General features: G+C 64.0%; 17 protein-coding genes and 1 tRNA gene. 17 read left to right on the plus strand and 1 reads right to left on the minus strand.

Annotation, left to right across the window (positions count from 1 at the left end; genetic code table 11):
- The first annotated feature begins 3 nt into the window (after window positions 1-3).
- Complete coding sequence (gene carB, locus M0534_RS06100; RefSeq protein WP_248567536.1) at window positions 4-3,225, plus strand: carbamoyl-phosphate synthase large subunit; 3,222 nt, start codon at window positions 4-6, stop codon at window positions 3,223-3,225.
- Entirely contained in the window at window positions 3,222-3,701 is a 480-nt protein-coding gene (greA, locus tag M0534_RS06105) for a transcription elongation factor GreA (RefSeq protein ID WP_248567537.1), read from the plus strand. Before carB ends, greA begins: the two co-directional genes overlap by 4 nt.
- A gap of 227 nt (window positions 3,702-3,928) precedes the next feature.
- Here the strand turns inward: greA and yhbY are convergent, their stop codons facing one another.
- Complete coding sequence (yhbY, locus tag M0534_RS06110) at window positions 3,929-4,231, minus strand: ribosome assembly RNA-binding protein YhbY (protein WP_248567538.1); 303 nt, start codon at window positions 4,229-4,231, stop codon at window positions 3,929-3,931.
- On the opposite strand from yhbY, the gene M0534_RS06115 reads away from it, so the two are divergent.
- The 15 genes from M0534_RS06115 (at window position 4,230) to nuoG (ending at window position 18,205) form a co-directional block, all read left to right on the plus strand.
- Window positions 4,230-4,529, plus strand: a complete 300-nt coding sequence (locus M0534_RS06115; protein ID WP_248567539.1) for a hypothetical protein — start codon at window positions 4,230-4,232, stop codon at window positions 4,527-4,529. The two genes, yhbY and M0534_RS06115, sit on opposite strands and share 2 nt — an antisense overlap.
- Window positions 4,507-5,130 carry a 23S rRNA (uridine(2552)-2'-O)-methyltransferase RlmE gene (gene rlmE, locus M0534_RS06120; RefSeq protein WP_248567540.1) on the plus strand — a complete coding sequence of 208 codons (624 nt, stop codon included), beginning with the start codon at window positions 4,507-4,509 and terminating at the stop codon, window positions 5,128-5,130. The genes M0534_RS06115 and rlmE overlap by 23 nt, the downstream gene beginning before the upstream one ends.
- A 97-nt stretch (window positions 5,131-5,227) precedes the next feature.
- The gene (gene ftsH / locus M0534_RS06125; protein ID WP_282571320.1) at window positions 5,228-7,165 is read left to right on the plus strand and encodes an ATP-dependent zinc metalloprotease FtsH; all 1,938 of its coding nucleotides are present in this window, start codon (window positions 5,228-5,230) and stop codon (window positions 7,163-7,165) included.
- A 107-nt stretch (window positions 7,166-7,272) separates the two neighbouring features.
- Entirely contained in the window at window positions 7,273-8,136 is an 864-nt protein-coding gene (gene folP / locus M0534_RS06130; RefSeq protein WP_248567541.1) for a dihydropteroate synthase, read from the plus strand.
- A 19-nt stretch (window positions 8,137-8,155) separates the two neighbouring features.
- Window positions 8,156-9,493 carry a phosphoglucosamine mutase gene (gene glmM, locus M0534_RS06135; protein ID WP_248567542.1) on the plus strand — a complete coding sequence of 446 codons (1,338 nt, stop codon included), beginning with the start codon at window positions 8,156-8,158 and terminating at the stop codon, window positions 9,491-9,493.
- A 214-nt stretch (window positions 9,494-9,707) separates the two neighbouring features.
- Window positions 9,708-10,457, plus strand: a complete 750-nt coding sequence (gene tpiA / locus M0534_RS06140; RefSeq protein ID WP_248567543.1) for a triose-phosphate isomerase — start codon at window positions 9,708-9,710, stop codon at window positions 10,455-10,457.
- 29 nt (window positions 10,458-10,486) lie between these two features.
- Window positions 10,487-10,840, plus strand: coding sequence for a preprotein translocase subunit SecG (gene secG / locus M0534_RS06145; RefSeq protein ID WP_248567544.1), 354 nt, complete (start codon window positions 10,487-10,489; stop codon window positions 10,838-10,840).
- Window positions 10,841-10,943: 103 nt separating this feature from the next.
- Window positions 10,944-11,028 (plus strand) — tRNA-Leu (locus M0534_RS06150).
- Between the two features lie 169 nt (window positions 11,029-11,197).
- Window positions 11,198-11,554: an NADH-quinone oxidoreductase subunit A gene (locus M0534_RS06155; RefSeq protein ID WP_248567545.1), complete on the plus strand. Its 357-nt coding sequence runs from the start codon at window positions 11,198-11,200 to the stop codon at window positions 11,552-11,554.
- Entirely contained in the window at window positions 11,545-12,021 is a 477-nt protein-coding gene (locus M0534_RS06160) for a NuoB/complex I 20 kDa subunit family protein (RefSeq protein ID WP_248567546.1), read from the plus strand. Before M0534_RS06155 ends, M0534_RS06160 begins: the two co-directional genes overlap by 10 nt.
- Before the next feature lie 20 nt (window positions 12,022-12,041).
- Window positions 12,042-12,779, plus strand: a complete 738-nt coding sequence (locus tag M0534_RS06165; protein WP_248567547.1) for an NADH-quinone oxidoreductase subunit C — start codon at window positions 12,042-12,044, stop codon at window positions 12,777-12,779.
- Window positions 12,772-14,025, plus strand: a complete 1,254-nt coding sequence (locus M0534_RS06170) for an NADH-quinone oxidoreductase subunit D (RefSeq protein ID WP_248567548.1) — start codon at window positions 12,772-12,774, stop codon at window positions 14,023-14,025. The genes M0534_RS06165 and M0534_RS06170 overlap by 8 nt, the downstream gene beginning before the upstream one ends.
- Window positions 14,022-14,525 (plus strand): NADH-quinone oxidoreductase subunit NuoE family protein, encoded by a 504-nt coding sequence (locus M0534_RS06175; RefSeq protein WP_248567549.1) that lies wholly within the window; start codon window positions 14,022-14,024, stop codon window positions 14,523-14,525. The genes M0534_RS06170 and M0534_RS06175 overlap by 4 nt, the downstream gene beginning before the upstream one ends.
- Before the next feature lie 3 nt (window positions 14,526-14,528).
- Window positions 14,529-15,821, plus strand: a complete 1,293-nt coding sequence (nuoF, locus tag M0534_RS06180; protein WP_248567550.1) for an NADH-quinone oxidoreductase subunit NuoF — start codon at window positions 14,529-14,531, stop codon at window positions 15,819-15,821.
- Window positions 15,818-18,205, plus strand: a complete 2,388-nt coding sequence (gene nuoG / locus M0534_RS06185) for an NADH-quinone oxidoreductase subunit NuoG (protein WP_248567551.1) — start codon at window positions 15,818-15,820, stop codon at window positions 18,203-18,205. The genes nuoF and nuoG overlap by 4 nt, the downstream gene beginning before the upstream one ends.
- Window positions 18,206-18,265 lie beyond the last annotated feature (60 nt).

Consider the following 18,265-nt stretch of genomic DNA (forward strand, 5'->3'; position numbering starts at 1 on the left):
ACCATGCCCAAGCGTACCGACATCCAGAGTGTGCTGATCCTCGGCGCCGGTCCGATCGTGATCGGCCAGGCCTGCGAGTTCGATTACTCCGGCGTGCAGGCCTGCAAGGCCCTTCGTGAGGAGGGTTACCGCGTCATTCTGGTGAATTCCAATCCGGCCACGATCATGACCGATCCGGATACCGCGGATGCGATCTACATCGAGCCGGTGAGCTGGGATGTGGTCGAGCGGATCATCGAGGCCGAACGGCCGGATGCGCTGCTGCCAACCATGGGCGGGCAGACGGCGCTCAACTGCGCGCTGGATCTGGACCGGCATGGCGTGCTGGAAAAGTTCGGCGTGGAAATGATCGGCGCCTCCAAGGATGCCATCGACAAGGCCGAGGACCGGGAACGCTTCCGCCATGCAATGAACGCCATTGGGCTGGACACGCCCACCGCCGAACTGGCGCATTCCATGGACGAGGCGCTGGACGTGCAGAGCCGGATCGGTTTCCCGACCATCATCCGGCCGTCATTCACGCTGGGCGGTTCCGGTGGCGGCATTGCCTACAACCGGCAGGAATTCATCGAGATCTGCGAGCGCGGCCTGGACCTGAGCCCGACCAACGAACTGTTGATCGAGGAATCGGTACTCGGCTGGAAGGAATACGAGATGGAGGTGGTCCGCGACAAGGCGGACAACTGCATTATCATCTGCTCCATCGAAAACCTCGACCCGATGGGCGTGCACACCGGCGATTCCATTACCGTGGCGCCGGCGCAGACGCTGACCGACAAGGAATACCAGATCATGCGCAATGCCTCGCTGGCGGTGTTGCGCGAGATCGGTGTCGAGACCGGCGGCTCGAACGTGCAGTTCGCGATCAACCCGGACAACGGCCGCATGATCATCATCGAGATGAATCCGCGGGTGTCTCGTTCCTCGGCGCTGGCCTCCAAGGCGACAGGCTTCCCGATCGCCAAGGTCGCGGCCAAGCTGGCCGTGGGCTACACGCTGGATGAACTGCGCAACGAGATTACCGGTGGCGCCACGCCGGCCTCATTCGAACCCAGCATCGACTATGTGGTCACCAAGATCCCGCGCTTCACCTTCGAGAAATTCCCGCGCGCCGAGGCGGTACTGACCACGCAGATGAAGTCTGTGGGCGAGGCAATGGCCATCGGCCGCACCTTCCAGGAGTCCTTCCAGAAGGCCCTGCGCAGCATGGAGACCGATCTCGAGGGGCTGGACGAGCGGTTGCTGGCGAATACCGACGAATTGCTGGATCAGTTGCGTGACCGGTTGAAGATGCCGCGACCGGAGCGTGTGCTGTACCTGGCGGATGCCTTCCGCGCGGGACTGGGGGTCGACGAGGTCTACCGCATCACTGCCGTGGATCCCTGGTTCCTGGCGCAGATTGCCGACCTGGTGGCGCATGAAGCCGAGGTCTGCGCCGGCGGCCTGGCCCGGCTGACGGCCGACCGGCTGTGCGGGCTCAAGCGACGCGGTTTTTCCGATGCCCGCCTGGCCCGCCTTCTGGGCAGCAGTGAAGATGCGATTCGGGCGCTGCGCTGGGAGGCCGGCATCCATCCGGTCTACAAGCGCGTCGACACCTGTGCCGCGGAGTTTGCTTCCAGCACCGCCTACATGTACTCCACCTACGAGGAGGAGTGCGAGGCAGAGCCCTCGCAGCGGCGCAAGATCATGGTGCTCGGCGGTGGCCCGAACCGGATCGGCCAGGGCATCGAGTTCGACTACTGCTGCGTGCACGCCGCCTTCGCCCTGCGCGAGGACGGCTTCGAGACCATCATGGTCAACTGCAACCCGGAGACCGTGTCCACCGACTACGACACCTCCGACCGGCTGTATTTCGAGCCGCTGACGCTGGAAGACGTACTCGAGATCATTCACCGCGAGCAGCCAGAGGGCCTCATCGTCCAGTACGGCGGCCAGACGCCGCTGAAGCTGGCGCGGGACCTGGAGGCGGCAAAGGCGCCGATCATCGGCACCACGCCGGATTCGATTGACCTGGCCGAGGATCGGGAGCGCTTTCAGCAGCTGATCGAGCGGCTGGGCATCCAGCAGCCGCCGAACCGGCTGGCACGGGCCGCCGACCAGGCCCTGCAGCTTGCCGCCGAGATCGGCTATCCGCTGGTGGTGCGTCCGTCCTATGTGCTCGGTGGCCGGGCCATGGAAATTGTCTATGGCGAAGGCGAACTGACCCAGTACATGAATGAGGCGGTCAAGGTCTCGCACAATTCGCCGGTGTTGCTCGATCGTTTTCTCGACGATGCCGTGGAAGTCGATGTCGACGCGGTCTGCGACGGCAGCGAGGTGCTGATCGGCGGCATCATGGAACACATCGAGCAGGCGGGCGTGCACTCCGGCGATTCGGCCTGCTCCCTGCCGCCCTACACCCTGTCCCAGGCCATGCAGGATCGCCTGCGTGACCAGGTGGGACAACTGGCGCGGGCACTGGGCGTGGTCGGCCTGATGAACACCCAGTTCGCGATCAAGGGTGAGGAGATCTACATCCTGGAGGTCAATCCCCGGGCCTCCCGCACGGTGCCGTTCGTGTCCAAGGCAACCGGCGTGCCGCTGGCCAAGGTGGCCGCCCGCTGCATGGTTGGCCAGACCCTGGCCGAGCAGGGCCTCACCCGCGAGGTGATACCGGCCTTCTATTCGGTAAAGGAGGCGGTGTTCCCGTTCATCAAATTCCCCGGCGTTGATCCGATCCTGGGTCCGGAGATGAAATCCACCGGTGAGGTCATGGGTGTTGGCTATACTTTTGGTGCCGCTTACGCCAAGGCGCAGCGCGGGGCCGGCGTGAATCTGCCGACCAGCGGCCGGGTTTTCATCAGCGTGCGCGAGGCGGACAAATCCTTGTTGCCGGAGATTGGCCGGGCATTGACCGGCTGGGGTTTCGACTTGATTGCGACCCACGGCACCGCCGATACCCTGAAAGCTGCCGGCGTCGCCTGTGAAACCATCAACAAGGTGCGGGAGGGGCGTCCGCATGTGGTGGACGCAATCAAGAACGAGCAGGTTGACCTGATCATCAATACCACCGAAGGGCGGCAGGCGATCGCGGATTCCTATTCCATCCGCCGCGAGGCCCTGCATCACAAGGTGAGTTACACCACCACGATGGCGGGTGCGCGTGCCATCGTGCTGGCGCTGGACTATCTGAACGAAACCACCGTGAACCGTCTGCAGACATTGCACAAGGAGGCCACGGCATGAGCAGCAAGGTGCCGCTGACCCTGCGGGGTGCCGAAAAGCTTCGCGAGGAACTGAATCGACTGAAGTATGAAGAGCGGCCGCGCATCATCGAGGCCATTGCCGAGGCGCGTGCCCACGGTGATCTTAAGGAAAACGCCGAATACCATGCGGCGCGGGAGCAGCAGAGCTTCGCCGAGGGCCGGATCAGGGACATCGAGGGCAAGCTGTCGAATGCCCAGATCATTGACGTGACCAAGCTGAACGCCAACGGCAAGGTGGTGTTCGGTGCGACGGTGGATCTGGTGGATGAGGACTCCGGCGAGGAATTCACCTACCGCATCGTTGGCGAGGATGAGGCGGACATCAAGCAGGGCCTGATTTCGGTGCAGTCACCGATCGCCCGTGCCCTGATCGGTCACGAGGAAGGGGACATCGCCTCGGTGGATGCGCCGGGCGGCACCCGTGAGTACGAAATTCTGGCGGTGAAGTACATCTGAATGTGGTGTCGCTATGCCGTTGGCCGTTGAACGGGGGTAGGTGACTGCGGGGGTGCCGTGCAGGCGCCGCGGGAAGGTGGCCGGAACGCGGCTCCGGAACCGCCGTAAACCCATCCATGGGGGCTTGACGGCCGCGTCCATGCGGCCGACATTCCTGCGCCGCGTTCCAGCCACCTTCCCACGGCTGTCGGGCGCCGATAGGAATGAAAACTCCGATCAGCGTTTGTTCAGGGCAGCGCGATGCGGCGCTTCTTTTCGATGCGGGAGCGGCGGAACAGCAGGATGATGTTGCCCACGGCCTGGACCAGGGCGGCGTCCTGTTCCCGGCTGATCCGTTCACCGAGTTCGCGGCGCTCGGTACGGTCGTCGGCCACCAGTTTGACCTTGATCAGTTCGTGATCGTCCAGTGCCTGGTCGATTTCGGCCATCACGCCATCGCTCAGGCCACCGGCGCCCATTAGCACTACCGGTTTCAGCGCATGGCCCAATCGGCGCAGGTGCCGTTTCTGGTCTTCGTTGAGGCTTTTCATGATGCAGCAATCAGACTCCGGAAATCACAGGCGCGGGAGTGTAGCACGCGGCGGCGGCGCCACTCAGACGATCCTGCTGCCGGCGGTGAAGCTGGACTTGGGGGTGCTGGTGCTGGCCTTGCTGTGTCTCTGGTTCGGCGTCATGATCGCGCCGCTGAGCCGGCCGCTGGAACTGCTGACGTTGTTCGGCGGTTCGCTGCTGGGTGCCGGCTGGCTGGCCTGGCGTATTCGCCGGGCGCTGGCGCGGGCGCGGCAGGAATTGGCACGGGAGGCGGATGATGGCACGCAGCAAGAGTAGCGGTCGCTGGCTGCGCGAACATTTCAACGATCCGTTCGTCAAGCAGGCGCAGCGCCAGGGATACCGCTCGCGGGCGGTGTTCAAGCTTCAGGAGATCGACGCCAAGGATCGCCTGCTGCGGCCAGGCATGGTGGTGGTCGACCTGGGGGCGGCCCCCGGCGGCTGGAGCCAGTTTGCGGCCGAAAAGGTGGGCAGCGCGGGCCGCGTGGTGGCGCTGGACATTCTGCCCATGGACGCGCTGGCCGACACCACGGTGCTGCAGGCGGATTTTACCGAGGATGAGGCGCTGCAGCAGCTGCGTGATGCGCTTGGCGGTCGACCGGTGGACCTTGTGCTTTCGGACATGGCCCCCAATATCTCGGGAATGAAGGCAGTGGACCAGCCGCGCGCCATGTACCTGGTGGAACTAGCGCTGGATTTCGCCCGCGACGTGTTGAAACCGGGCGGCGATTTTCTGGTCAAGACTTTTCAGGGCGAGGGTTTTGACCCGTTCTTGAAAACACTGCGAAGCGAATTCGACCGGGTCGTCTCACGCAAGCCGGAGGCGTCGCGGGGGCGCAGCCGCGAAATTTACCTGCTGGCCCGGGGCCGGCGGCTGTAGTACCGTCGAAGGTTACCCCGGCGGTCATTGCAGTGACTCCAAATGCTATCGCGTGAGTGGCTTGCGCCGATGGCTTCAACGACCGAGGTGAACCACCTTGAATGATATGGCCAAGAACCTGATTCTGTGGGTGATCATCGCCGTTGTGCTGATGTCGGTCTTCAGTAATTTCCAGGATCGCCAGACGACGACCGACAAGATCACCTACTCCGAATTCCTTGCCGATGTGGAACGCGGCAATGTGAGCGAGGTGACCCTGCAGGGTCAGGAAATCCGCGGCACCACAACCGGTGGCAATAGCTTCCGCACGATGAGTCCGGAGACGGACAACCGTGCCCTGATCGGCACCCTGCTGGATAACAGTGTCAGCATTGATGCGGAGGAGGCCGAGGGCCGCAGCATGCTGCTGCAGATCCTGATCTCCTGGACACCCTTCCTGCTGCTGATTGCCGTCTGGATCTATTTCATGCGCCAGATGCAGGGCGGCGGCGGTGGTCGCGGTGCAATGTCCTTCGGCAAGAGCAAGGCCAAGCTCATGACGGAGGAACAGGTCAAGGTCACGTTCAACGACGTCGCCGGCGTCGAGGAGGCCAAGGAAGAGGTTTCCGAGCTGGTCGATTTCCTGCGCGACCCGACCAAGTTCCAGCGCCTTGGTGGGCATATCCCCCGCGGCGTCTTGATGGTTGGCTCGCCGGGTACCGGCAAAACCTTGCTGGCGAAAGCGATCGCCGGCGAGGCCAAGGTGCCGTTCTTCAGCATCTCGGGTTCCGACTTCGTCGAGATGTTTGTCGGCGTGGGCGCCTCGCGTGTGCGCGACATGTTCGCCCAGGCCAAGAAGCATGCGCCTTGCATCATCTTCATTGACGAGATCGACGCGGTCGGCCGACAGCGCGGCGCGGGCCTGGGTGGCGGCCACGACGAGCGCGAGCAGACCCTGAACCAGCTGCTGGTGGAAATGGACGGCTTCGAGGGCAGCGAGGGCATCATCGTGATCGCCGCCACCAACCGCCCCGACGTGCTGGACCCGGCACTGCTGCGCCCTGGCCGCTTCGACCGTCAGGTGGTGGTGCCGCTGCCGGATGTGCGTGGCCGCGAACAGATTCTCAAGGTACACATGAGCAAGCTGCCGCTGGCCCGGGATGTCGATCCGTTCATTCTTGCCCGCGGCTGCCCCGGTTTCTCGGGTGCCGATCTGGCCAACCTGGCCAACGAGGCCGCCCTATTCGCGGCGCGCAGCAATAAGCGCGAAGTGGATATGGAGGACTTCGAGCGGGCCAAGGACAAGATCATGATGGGCTCCGAGCGCCGTTCCATGGTGATGAACGAGGATGACAAGCGCCTGACCGCCTACCATGAGTCCGGTCACGCGATCGTCGGCCGGATCACTCCGGAGCACGACCCGGTGCACAAGGTCACGATCATCCCGCGCGGGCGGGCCCTTGGTGTCACCATGTTCCTGCCGGAAGAGGACCGGGTCAGCTACTCCAAGCAGCGACTCAACAGCATGATTACCTCGCTGTTCGGTGGCCGTATCGCGGAGGAAGTGATCTACGGCGACGACAAGGTGACCACCGGTGCCTCGAATGACATCGAGCGGGCCACGCAGATTGCCCGCAACATGGTGACCAAGTGGGGGCTTTCCGATCGGATGGGCCCGCTGGCCTACAGCGAGGATGAGGGCGAGGTGTTTCTTGGCCATTCCATGGCCAAGCAGAAACAGATCTCGGATGAGACCGCCCATGCCATCGAGAACGAGATCCGTCGCATCATCGACGACAACTATGCGCGGGCGAAGCAGATCATCACGGACAACATGGACAAAATGCATGCCATGGCCGATGCCCTGATGAAGTACGAGACCATCGACAAGAGCCAGATCGACGACATCATGGCGGGTCGTCCGGTGGGGCCGCCACGCGGCTGGAACGACGGTCAGGGCAGCTCCGGCAGCAGCGGTGATAACCGCGAGGCCAGGCCTGCCGATGACAGGCGGGAAGGCGAGGGTGGCATCGGTTCGCCGGCCGGCGAACACTAGGGAAACGCTGATTTATTCCCGCGTCTGCGCCCGATAGATCAGTGTTTCCTTGACGCCAGTGCCCGCACGGTCCGCCGCGCGGGCACTGTTTTTTAACGGATGCAGGCATGGAACGACAGGACAGGCAGGGGCCGGTGTTGGAGTGCGGGCGGCATCGGCTGGATTTGGCGGCACCGCGGGTGATGGGCATTCTCAACGTGACGCCGGACTCGTTTTCCGACGGTGGCCACTTCATCGATCCCGCGCGCGCGCTGGACCGGGCGCATGCCATGGTCGAGGAGGGCGCGGATCTGATCGACGTCGGTGGCGAATCCACCCGGCCGGGTTCCGAGCCGGTGCCGCTCGACGAGGAGCGCGGTCGCATCATGCCGGTGCTCGAGGCCCTGTGCCCGGCCCTGCCGGTGCCCGTGTCGGTGGATACCAGCAAACCCGAGGTGATGCGCGCGGCGGCCGAAGTGGGTGTCGGATTGCTGAACGACGTGAATGGCCTGCGTGCGGACGGCGCGCTGGAGGCAGCGGCGGAGACCGGTCTGCCGGTTTGCCTGATGCATATGCTGGGCACGCCGCGGACCATGCAGGAGGATCCGCGCTACCGGAATGTCACGCAGGAAATACTCGACTTCCTGCTGCAGCGCGTTGCCGCCTGCGAGGCCGCCGGCCTTCCCAGGCGGCGCCTGCTTCTGGACCCCGGTTTCGGCTTTGGCAAGCGCTCGGCCCATAATTTCCAGCTGCTGCGCGAGCTGGATCAGTTTGTTGCCACCGGGCTGCCGGTGCTGGTTGGCATGTCGCGCAAGGGAATGGTCGGTCAGGCGACCAACAAGCCGCCGCAGGAGAGGCTGCACGGCAGCGTGGCGGCAGCGGTGATGGCGGCGACCCTCGGTGCCCGCATCATCCGCGTGCACGATGTGGCGGCGACCCGTGAAGCCATGGATTTCGTCGCCGCGGTGCTGGGCGGCAAGGCGGCCGGCTGACGCAAGGGGTCAACAGGAAATGGCACGACACTATTTCGGCACGGATGGCATTCGCGGCAGGGTCGGCGAACCGCCGATTACCGCGGATTTCATGCTCAAGCTTGGCTGGGCCCTGGGCCGCGTACTGGGACGCGAGCGCCGGCCACTGGTGATGATCGGCAAGGATACGCGGATCTCCGGCTATATGTTCGAATCGGCCCTGGAGGCCGGTCTGTCCGCCGCTGGTGCGGATATCCGGCTGCTGGGTCCGATGCCGACGCCGGCAATTGCCTACCTGACCAGCACCTTTCATGCGGCCGCCGGCGTGGTGATCAGCGCCTCGCACAACCCGCATGAGGACAACGGCATCAAGTTCTTTTCCGGTCATGGCCACAAGCTGGACGATGCCACCGAGGAGGCAATCGAGCGCGAACTGGAACAGCCGCTGCTGACCGTGCCGTCCGCGGAGCTCGGCAAGGTTGCCCGGCTGGCCGACGCACCCGGGCGGTATATCGAGTTCTGCAAGGGTCGGGTCAGCCGGACAATGCGGTTCGATGATCTGCGGCTGGTCATCGATTGCGCCAATGGCGCCACCTATCAGGTGGGACCGGAGGTGTTCCGCGAACTGGGTGCCGATGTGATTCCCATCGGAGATGAGCCCGACGGCCTGAATATCAATGTCGATTGCGGGTCCACTCATCCGGAACAATTGCAGGCGGCGGTTCGGGAGCACGGCGCCGATCTCGGCATCGCCCTGGACGGTGATGGCGATCGCGTGCTGATGGCGGATGAGCAGGGCGAGTTGGTGGACGGCGACGAATTGCTGTTCATCATTGCCAGCGGCCGGCACGCCGCCGGCAAGCTCCGCGGGCCGGTGGTTGGCACGCTGATGAGCAATCTCGGACTGGAACTCGCGCTAAGCGAGAAAGGTATCGCTTTTCGGCGTGCCAAGGTGGGTGATCGTTACGTCATGGAGCTGCTGCGCCGCGAGAATGGCCTGCTGGGTGGCGAATCCTCGGGTCACCTGGTGTGCCTGGACCGAACCACCACCGGTGACGGCATCATTTCGGCGCTGCAAGTGCTGGAGATCATGAAGCATACCGGGCGCAGTCTTCATGACCTCAAGCAGGGGATGCGGCGTTTGCCGCAAACGATGATCAATGTGCCGGTCGAACGGGGCGTCAACCCGGTACAGGACGCATCGGTCCGGCGCGCGGTTGCCGCGGTGGAGGCAGACCTCGGTGACACCGGGCGCGTCCTGCTACGTCCGTCGGGAACCGAGCCCGTGGTGCGGGTCATGGTCGAGGGGGTTGACCCGGAGCAGGTCAGCCGTTGTGCCAGCCGCATTGCCGAGGCCGTGGGCGCGGCGGCCGGTTAGGCGGCGCCCCGTTCCAGGGTGTTCCCGGTTATCATGCCGGCCACCCGGCCGATCCCGAGTCGTCCTCTCGACAAGACTGGCTGCCTTCCTTACCATTGCCGGCTGATTTTCGGTCGCGCAATGAGGTTTTGTCCTCTGGCGGCCGGCGCGGCCGCCATAAGCATTGCAACGGAATCGGCCGCGACCTGGACGGCTTTCTCGGAGGAGCAAGGGCATGCGCAGGAACTTCGTGGCGGGCAACTGGAAGATGCACGGCAACCGGGCCATGGTCCGCGAACTGCTTGATGGCATCCTGGCCGAGGTCGACCAGATCGAGGCGCCGCCGGCCATGGCGGTGATCCCGCCGGCGATTCTGATTCCGCAGGTGGCCGAGCGAGTGGCCGGCAGCGCGATCGAAGTTGGCGCGCAGAATGTCTGCGACCAGGAGGGCGAGGGCGCCTTCACTGGCGAAATATCCGGTGCCATGTTGCAGGAGGCGGGCTGTCGTTATGCCCTGGTTGGGCATTCCGAACGGCGCGCCCTTTACGGCGAGTCGGATGCGCTGGTCGGCCAGCGCGCTCTGGCTGCGCTGGGAGCTGGTCTGACGCCCATCGTCTGCGTCGGCGAGACGCTGGAGGAGCGCGACGCGGATCAGACTGAAGGCGTGGTGCAGCGGCAGTTGCAGGCCGTGCTGGCAGCGACCGGCGCGGACCGGGCCCGAGACCTGGTCATTGCCTATGAGCCGGTCTGGGCCATTGGCACCGGACGCACGGCGACGCCGGAGCAGGCCCAGGCGGTGCACGCCTTCCTGCGTACCCAGCTTGGATCCGCCGCACCGGACGTGACGATCCTGTATGGCGGCAGTGTCAAGGCCGACAACGCCGACGCATTGTTCGGCATGGACGATATCGATGGCGGTCTAATTGGCGGAGCATCGCTGAAGGCCGATCAGTTTCTGGCAATTTGCCGGGCAGCAGCAGCCTAGGCCCGCGCCCCGGTTCGAGAGAGGTCCTGATGGGACAGATCATTCTGGTCATTCATGTGTTGATTGCGGTGGTGCTGGTGGTGTTGGTCCTGCTGCAGCATGGCAAGGGTGCCGATGCCGGCGCCGCATTCGGCAGTGGCGCATCGGCGACGGTGTTCGGTTCCCGGGGTTCGGCCTCTTTCCTGACCAGGATGACCGCCATGCTGGCGACCGGGTTCTTCCTGACCAGTCTGACGCTTGCAATGATCGCAGCGCGACAGGCGGGACCCGGCAGTGTGGTTGATCGGGTGCCGGACCAGCCGGTCCCGGAAGAGACTGCGCCGGCCGCACCGGAAGACGATGACGCGGCCAACGAACAGGCGCCGCCCGCCCCGGACGAGTAGGCTGCATTGCGCCAGATGCTGGTTGATGGCGGTTTCTCTCTTGCCGCTGCAGGGGGAGGTTGCTAGACTTCGGCCGGCTTTCAGGATCCAACCCTGAACATCAGCGGATGTGGTGGAACTGGTAGACACGCTGTCTTGAGGGGGCAGTGGCGCAAGCCGTGCCGGTTCGAGTCCGGCCATCCGCACCAATTATGCCCGGTCTGTTTCGGGCTTCTTAAGTTTTTGATTTTGTTAAATATTAATCCGTAGTGCTGGTTGACGGAGCGATCCGCGCGACCTTATACTGCACTGCGAAATGCGTCTGCGCGCGTGTCGTCCCGATGCGTGCTCTCGCGGGCGCCGGTCGAGGACGCTCGAATGCTCGAAGCCTACCTGCCAATCCTGTTGTTCATTATCGTCGGTCTGGGCATGGGCGTTGTGCTCATCACCGTGGGTTTCGTGCTGGGCCCGCATCGGCCCAACGACGAGAAGCTGTCTCCCTACGAGTGCGGTTTCGAGGCGTTCGAGGATTCGCGCATGAAATTCGACGTGCGCTACTACCTGGTCGCCATCCTGTTCATCATTTTCGATCTGGAGATAGCCTTCCTGTTCCCCTGGGCGATCGTGCTGGATGAGATCGGCCTGTTCGGCTTCGGTGCAATGGCGGTATTCCTGGGCATTCTGCTGATCGGGTTCCTTTACGAATGGAAGAAGGGAGCGCTGGAATGGGAGTAGAAGGCGTTCTGGAGAAGGGCTTCGTCACCACCTCGGCGGACAAGCTGATCAACTGGGCGCGCACCGGTTCGATGTGGCCGATGACCTTCGGCCTGGCCTGCTGCGCGGTCGAGATGATGCACGCTGGCGCCGCCCGCTACGACATGGACCGCTTCGGCGTCATTTTCCGTCCGAGCCCGCGCCAGTCCGACGTCATGATTGTTGCCGGTACGCTGTGCAACAAGATGGCGCCGGCGCTGCGCAAGGTCTATGACCAGATGTCCGATCCCAAGTGGGTGATTTCCATGGGCTCCTGCGCCAACGGTGGCGGCTACTACCATTACTCCTATTCGGTGGTGCGCGGCTGTGATCGGGTCGTGCCGGTGGACGTGTATGTGCCCGGATGCCCGCCGACCGCCGAGGCGCTGCTGTACGGCATTGTTCAGTTGCAGAACAAGATCCGCCGCACCAACACCATCGCCCGCTAGCTTCTCAGGATAGTGTGACCATGTCTGACGCCCTTGACGGCCTGCTGGAACGCCTGCGCGAGCGCTTTGGAGACCGGATAGTCTCCGCATGCCAGGATGTGGGCGAGTTGACCATCGAGTCGCGTGCCTCCGATCTGCTCGAAATGATGACCGCGCTGCGCGACGAGGAGCCGTTTCGCTTTGAACAGCTCACCGATCTCTGCGGCGTTGACTATGCCGCCTACGGCCAGGGTGAATGGATCACCGAACAGGCCTCCAATGCCGGCTTTTCGCGTGGCGTCCAGGGCAACAACTTCGCCCGACTGGGCCTCACCGGCATTTACGGTACAGATACCATCGAAAGCAATACCGGCCGGCGGTTTGCCGCCGTCTATCACCTGCTGTCGGTGACGCATAACCATCGCCTGCGCGTTCGGGTTTTCTGCGAGGACGACAATTTCCCGGTGGTGCCGTCGGTGATCGACATCTGGGCCGGGGTCAACTGGTTCGAGCGCGAGGCCTTCGATCTCTACGGAATCATTTTCGAAGGGCATCCGGACCTGCGTCGCCTGCTGACCGACTACGGATTTATCGGCCACCCCTTCCGCAAGGATTTCCCGCTGATCGGTAACGTCGAGGTTCGCTACAACGAGGAAAAGGGTCGCGTGGTCTATGAGCCCGTTTCCATCGAACCGCGGGTGCTGGTGCCACGGGTGGTGCGCCAGGACAGTCGTTATGCCGACGACGATCGGCCGCAGGAGGACGCCGGTAATGGCTGACATTCGCTCCTACACAATGAATTTCGGACCGCAGCATCCGGCTGCCCATGGCGTGCTGCGCCTGGTGCTGGAGATGGAAGGCGAGACCATTCGCCGGGCCGATCCGCACGTCGGCCTGCTGCACCGGGCGACCGAAAAGCTGGCTGAAAGCAAGCCCTACAATCAGAGCATCGGTTACATGGACCGTCTCGATTACGTGTCCATGATGTGCAACGAGCACGGTTATGTGCTGGCCATCGAAAAACTGCTCGGCATCACGCCGCCGCGGCGGGCGCAGTACATCCGCGTCATGTTCGACGAGGTCACGCGCATCCTGAATCACCTGATGTGGCTTGGCGCGCATGGCCTGGACGTGGGCGCGATGACGGTGTTCCTGTACTGCTTCCGCGAGCGCGAGGACCTGATGGACGTCTACGAGGCGGTCTCCGGTGCGCGCATGCATGCCACCTACTACAGGCCGGGCGGTGTCTACCGCGATCTGCCGGAGCGCATGCCGCAGTACGAGGCGTCCCGCTTCCGCAGCGACAAGGATCTGAAGGACCTGAATGCCGCCCGCCAGGGATCGCTGCTCGACTTTCTCGAGGATTTCTGCGAGCGCTTCCCGGCCTGCGTCGACGAGTACGAGACGCTGCTCACCGATAACCGGATCTGGAAGCAGCGCCTTGTCGGTATCGGCGTGGTGTCGCCGGAGCGTGCGCTGGAACTGGGCTTCACCGGCCCCATGCTGCGTGGTTCGGGCGTGGAATGGGATCTGCGCCGCAAGCAGCCCTATGAGGTCTATGACGAGCTGGATTTCCGCATTCCGCTGGGCACCAACGGCGACTGCTACGACCGTTACCTGGTGCGGGTCGAGGAAATGCGTCAGTCCTGCCGGATCGTCAAGCAGTGTATCGACTGGCTGCGGCAGCATCCAGGCCCGGTGATGCTGGGTGACCACAAGATCGTGCCGCCCAGCCGGGAAGAGATGAAGGACGACATGGAATCCATGATCCACCACTTCAAGCTCTTCACCGAGGGCTATACGGTGCCCGCCGGCGAAGCCTATGCCGCGGTCGAGGCGCCGAAGGGCGAATTCGGCTGCTACCTGATTTCCGATGGCGCGAACAAGCCTTACCGGCTGAAGGTCCGGGCGCCCGGGTTCACCCATCTGGCGGCGATGGACGAGATGGCCAGCGGTCACATGCTGGCTGATGTGGTAGCGCTGATCGGCACGCAGGACATCGTTTTCGGGGAGATTGACCGATGAGTGCGGTTTCCAACGATGGGCAGCTGCTGTCCGACGACGTGCGCCGTCAGATCGATCACTGGCTGGCCAAGTTTCCGCCGGAAGGCAAGCGCTCGGCGGTGATCCCGGCCCTGCATGTGCTGCAGGATGCCAACGGCGGTTACCTGACCAACGAACTGATGGATGCCCTGGCCGAGTACCTGGATCTGCCGCCGGTGCAGATCTACGAGGTGGCGACCTTCTACACCATGTTCGATACCAAGCCGGTGGGCCGGCACAAGGTCAATATCTGCACCAATATCTCCTGCATGCTGATGGGTTCGGACGAGATCGTCAGTCACTGCGAGAAGAAGCTTGGCATCCGTCTCGGCGAGACCACGCCGGACAACCGCATCACGCTGAAGGTCGAGGAAGAATGCCTGGCGGCCTGCACGGGTGGTCCGATGATGGTGGTCGATGGCCACTACCACACGCATCTGACGCCGGAGACGGTGGACAAGATCCTGGACGAGCTGGAGTAAGCCATGGCGAATGAAGTCTGCTTTCAGACGCTGGCATTCGATCAGCCCTGGAGCCTGGAAAACTATCGCAAGGTCGGTGGCTACCAGGCCTGGGAGAAGATCCTGGCTGAGAAGACGCCACCGGGCGAGATTATCGACACGGTGAAAAAGTCGGCCCTGCGCGGTCGCGGTGGTGCCGGCTTTGCCGCCGGTCTGAAGTGGAGCTTCATGCCGCGTAATGCGCCGGGGCAGAAATACCTGCTGTGCAACTCCGACGAGTCCGAGCCGGGTACCTGCAAGGACCACGACATCCTGCGCTTCAACCCGCATGCGCTGATCGAGGGCATGGCCATCGCCGCCTATGCCATGGACGTTACCGTGGCGTACAACTACATGCGCGGCGAGTTCCATCACCTGCCGTTCGAGCGCATGGAAGGCGCATTGAAGGAAGCCTACGATGCGGGCCTGCTGGGCCGCGATATCCGCGGCTCCGGCATCGACTTCGATCTGCACAACCATTACGGTGCGGGCGCCTACATCTGTGGCGAGGAGTCGGCGCTGATGGAATCGTTGGAAGGCAAGAAGGGTCAGCCCCGGTTCAAGCCGCCGTTTCCGGCCCAGTTCGGGCTGTACGGCCGGCCGACCACGATCAACAACACCGAGACCCTGGCCTCGGTGCCAGCGATCATGCGCGAGGGTGCCGACTGGTTCCTGAATCTGGGCAAGCCCAATAACGGTGGCACCAAGATCTTCTGCATGTCCGGCCACGTGGCCAATCCGGACAACTTCGAGATTGCCCTGGGCACGCCGTTCCGCGAGCTGCTGGAAATGGCCGGCGGGGTGCGTTACGGCCGTGAGCTGAAAGCGGTGATCCCCGGTGGCTCGTCGATGCCAGTGGTTCCCGGTGAGATCATGCTGCAGCTGGACATGGATTACGACAGCCTGGCCGAGGCCGGCTCGGCGCTGGGTTCTGGCGGCGTGATCGTGATGGACGAAGCCACCGACATGGTCAAGGCCATCTGCCGGATCAGCCGGTTCTACTACGCCGAGTCCTGTGGCCAGTGCACACCCTGCCGTGAAGGTACCGGCTGGATGTACCGCGTGCTGCGCCGCATTCTCGACGGCAAGGGCCGGCCGGAAGATCTGGAACTGCTGGATGCCGCGGCCGGCCAGATCGCGGGCCACACCATCTGCGCGTTCGGCGAGGCCGCTGCCTGGCCGGTGCAAAGCTTCCTCAAGCATTTCCGGCACGAATTCGAGTACTACATCGAGCATGGCCGTTCGATGGTGAATGGCGCCGCAGGAGCTGCCGCATGAGCGAACGGGCCGAAGCCAACAATCCGGGTCTGGTCACGATCGAAGTCGATGGCGTCGAAATGCAGGCGCCGAAGGGCTCGATGATCATCGAGGCCACCGACAAGGGCGATGTGGCGGTGCCGCGGTTCTGTTACCACCGCAAGCTGTCGATCGCCGCCAACTGCCGCATGTGTCTGGTGGATGTGGAAAAGGCGCCAAAGCCCCTGCCCGCCTGTGCCACGCCGGTGGCCGATGGCATGAAGATCCGGACCCGCTCCGAGCGTGCGCTGAAGGCGCAGAAAGGGGTCATGGAGTTCCTGCTGATCAACCATCCGCTGGACTGCCCGATCTGCGACCAGGGCGGGGAGTGCGAGTTGCAGGATCTGGCCCTGGGTTACGGGCGCGGCGTGTCCCGCTTCAGCGAGCGCAAGCGCGTGGTCAAGGACGAAAACCTGGGTCCGCTGATTGCCACCGAGATGACCCGCTGTATCCATTGCACGCGCTGCGTGCGCTTCCTCGACGAAGTGGCCGGGACCTCCGAGCTGGGGGGCATGTTCCGCGGCGAGCACACCGAGATTTCGACGTTCGTCGGCAGCGGCGTGCATTCCGAGATGTCCGGCAACATCATCGATCTGTGCCCGGTGGGCGCGCTGACCTCGAAGCCGTACCGCTTCAGCGCCCGCTCCTGGGAGATGTTGAGCCATGCCTCCGTGTCGCCGCACGACAGTGTCGGCAGCAACCTGCAGATCCATCATGTGCGCGGCTCGATCAAGCGGGTGGTGCCGCGTGACAATGAAGCGATCAATGAATGCTGGATCGCTGACCGCGACCGTTTTGCCTACCAGGGGCTCGCCAGTGACGAGCGCCTGAACGAGCCGATGGCCAAGGTTGACGGTCGCTGGCGGACGGTGAGCTGGGACACGGCGCTGGAGCTCACGGTCGACAGTCTGCGGGCAACTGCGGCCGAGCGCATCGGCGTGCTCGCTGGGCCGCAGGCAACGCTGGAGGAGCAATACCTGCTCGGACTGCTGTTGCGCGGCCTCGGTGGCAACAATATCGACAGCCGTCTGCGGCAGAGTGATTTCTCCGACCAGGCCGCGCGGCCGGCATTTCCCTGGCTGGGGCTGCCGCTGGAGTCGCTGGACAACCGCGACGTAACCTTGGTGATCGGCGGGCTGCTGCGCACCGAGCAGCCGATCCTCAATCATCGCCTGCGCAAGGCGGTGAAGGCCGGGGGACGGGTTGCCTATCTGAATCCGTTGGTGCAGGACCTGACCTATCCTGCCGACCAGTTTGCGGTTGCGCCTGAGCGCCTGGTGCCGGCACTGGCGGCGCTGGTGCTGGCCGCAGCCGAGGCGGCCGGCAAGCCCGCGCCCGACGGGGTCGCCGAACTCGCCGATCAACAGGTGATCGGTGAGACCGAGAAGAATCTGGCAGCTGCACTGGTGCAGGCCGAGCGTGGCCTGGTGCTGTTGGGCAGCCTTGCGGAAACCCACCCGCAGGCGGCGACACTGCGTTCACTGGCGGCCCACCTGGCAGGACTCGGCGGCAATGCCCATGGTGTGGTCGCGGAGAACGCGGCCAGCGTCGGTGCATGGCTCGCGGGTGCCGTGCCGCATCGCCGCGCCGGCGGCAAGGATGTGGACTCGACTGGACTTGACGTTGCCGGCATGCTCCGCGCACAGCTCGATACCTTCGTATTGTTCGGCACCGAGCCGGAGCTGGACTGCCAGGATAGTGCGGTGGCCTTGCAGGCCCTGTCCCGGGCCGGGAACGTCATCGCGGTGACGCCGTTTGCCTCCGATGCAATGAAGGAATACGCCAGCATCCTGTTGCCGGCCTCCAGTTTCGGCGAGAGTGCCGGCACGCTGGTCAATGCCGAGGGCCGTTGGCAGCGGTTCCCTGGTGTCGCGGCGCCGCCAGGCGAGGCCCGGCCGGGCTGGAAAATCCTGCGCGTGCTGGGCAACCTGCTGGAGCTCGACGGCTTCGGCTACAATGCCGCCGACGAAATCACTGATGAACTGGAGGCGGTATGCGCTGGCGTGAGTCCGCAGGCGATGGCGCCGGGGCCGCTTGCCGCCAACGCGGCAACGGAATCGGAGGGCCTGCAGCGTATCGGCCTGGTGCCGCTGTATGCCGGTGATTCACTGGTGCGTCGGGCGACCGCGTTGCAACAGACCGATGCGGCCCGGGACTTGAGGGCACGGATGCATCCCGAGGAAGCCGCGGCCCAGGGGCTGGACGGCGAGCACTGGGTTCTGCTGCGCCAGGATGGCGGGGATATCCGCATGCCGCTGGTGCTTGACGATGCGGTGCCACGGGGTGCCGTGGTGGTCCCGGCGGGGGTCCGCGAGACCGCCGGACTGGGGGCGCAGTTTGGGCGCGTCGCGGTACACAAGGCCTGAACACGGGCCTTTCGCCGGCAATCGCCGGTACAACGAAAAACGAGATTCGTGAGGTGCGGG

It is taken from the genome of Methylonatrum kenyense (genome assembly GCF_023195885.1).
GTDB lineage: Bacteria > Pseudomonadota > Gammaproteobacteria > Nitrococcales > Aquisalimonadaceae > Methylonatrum > Methylonatrum kenyense.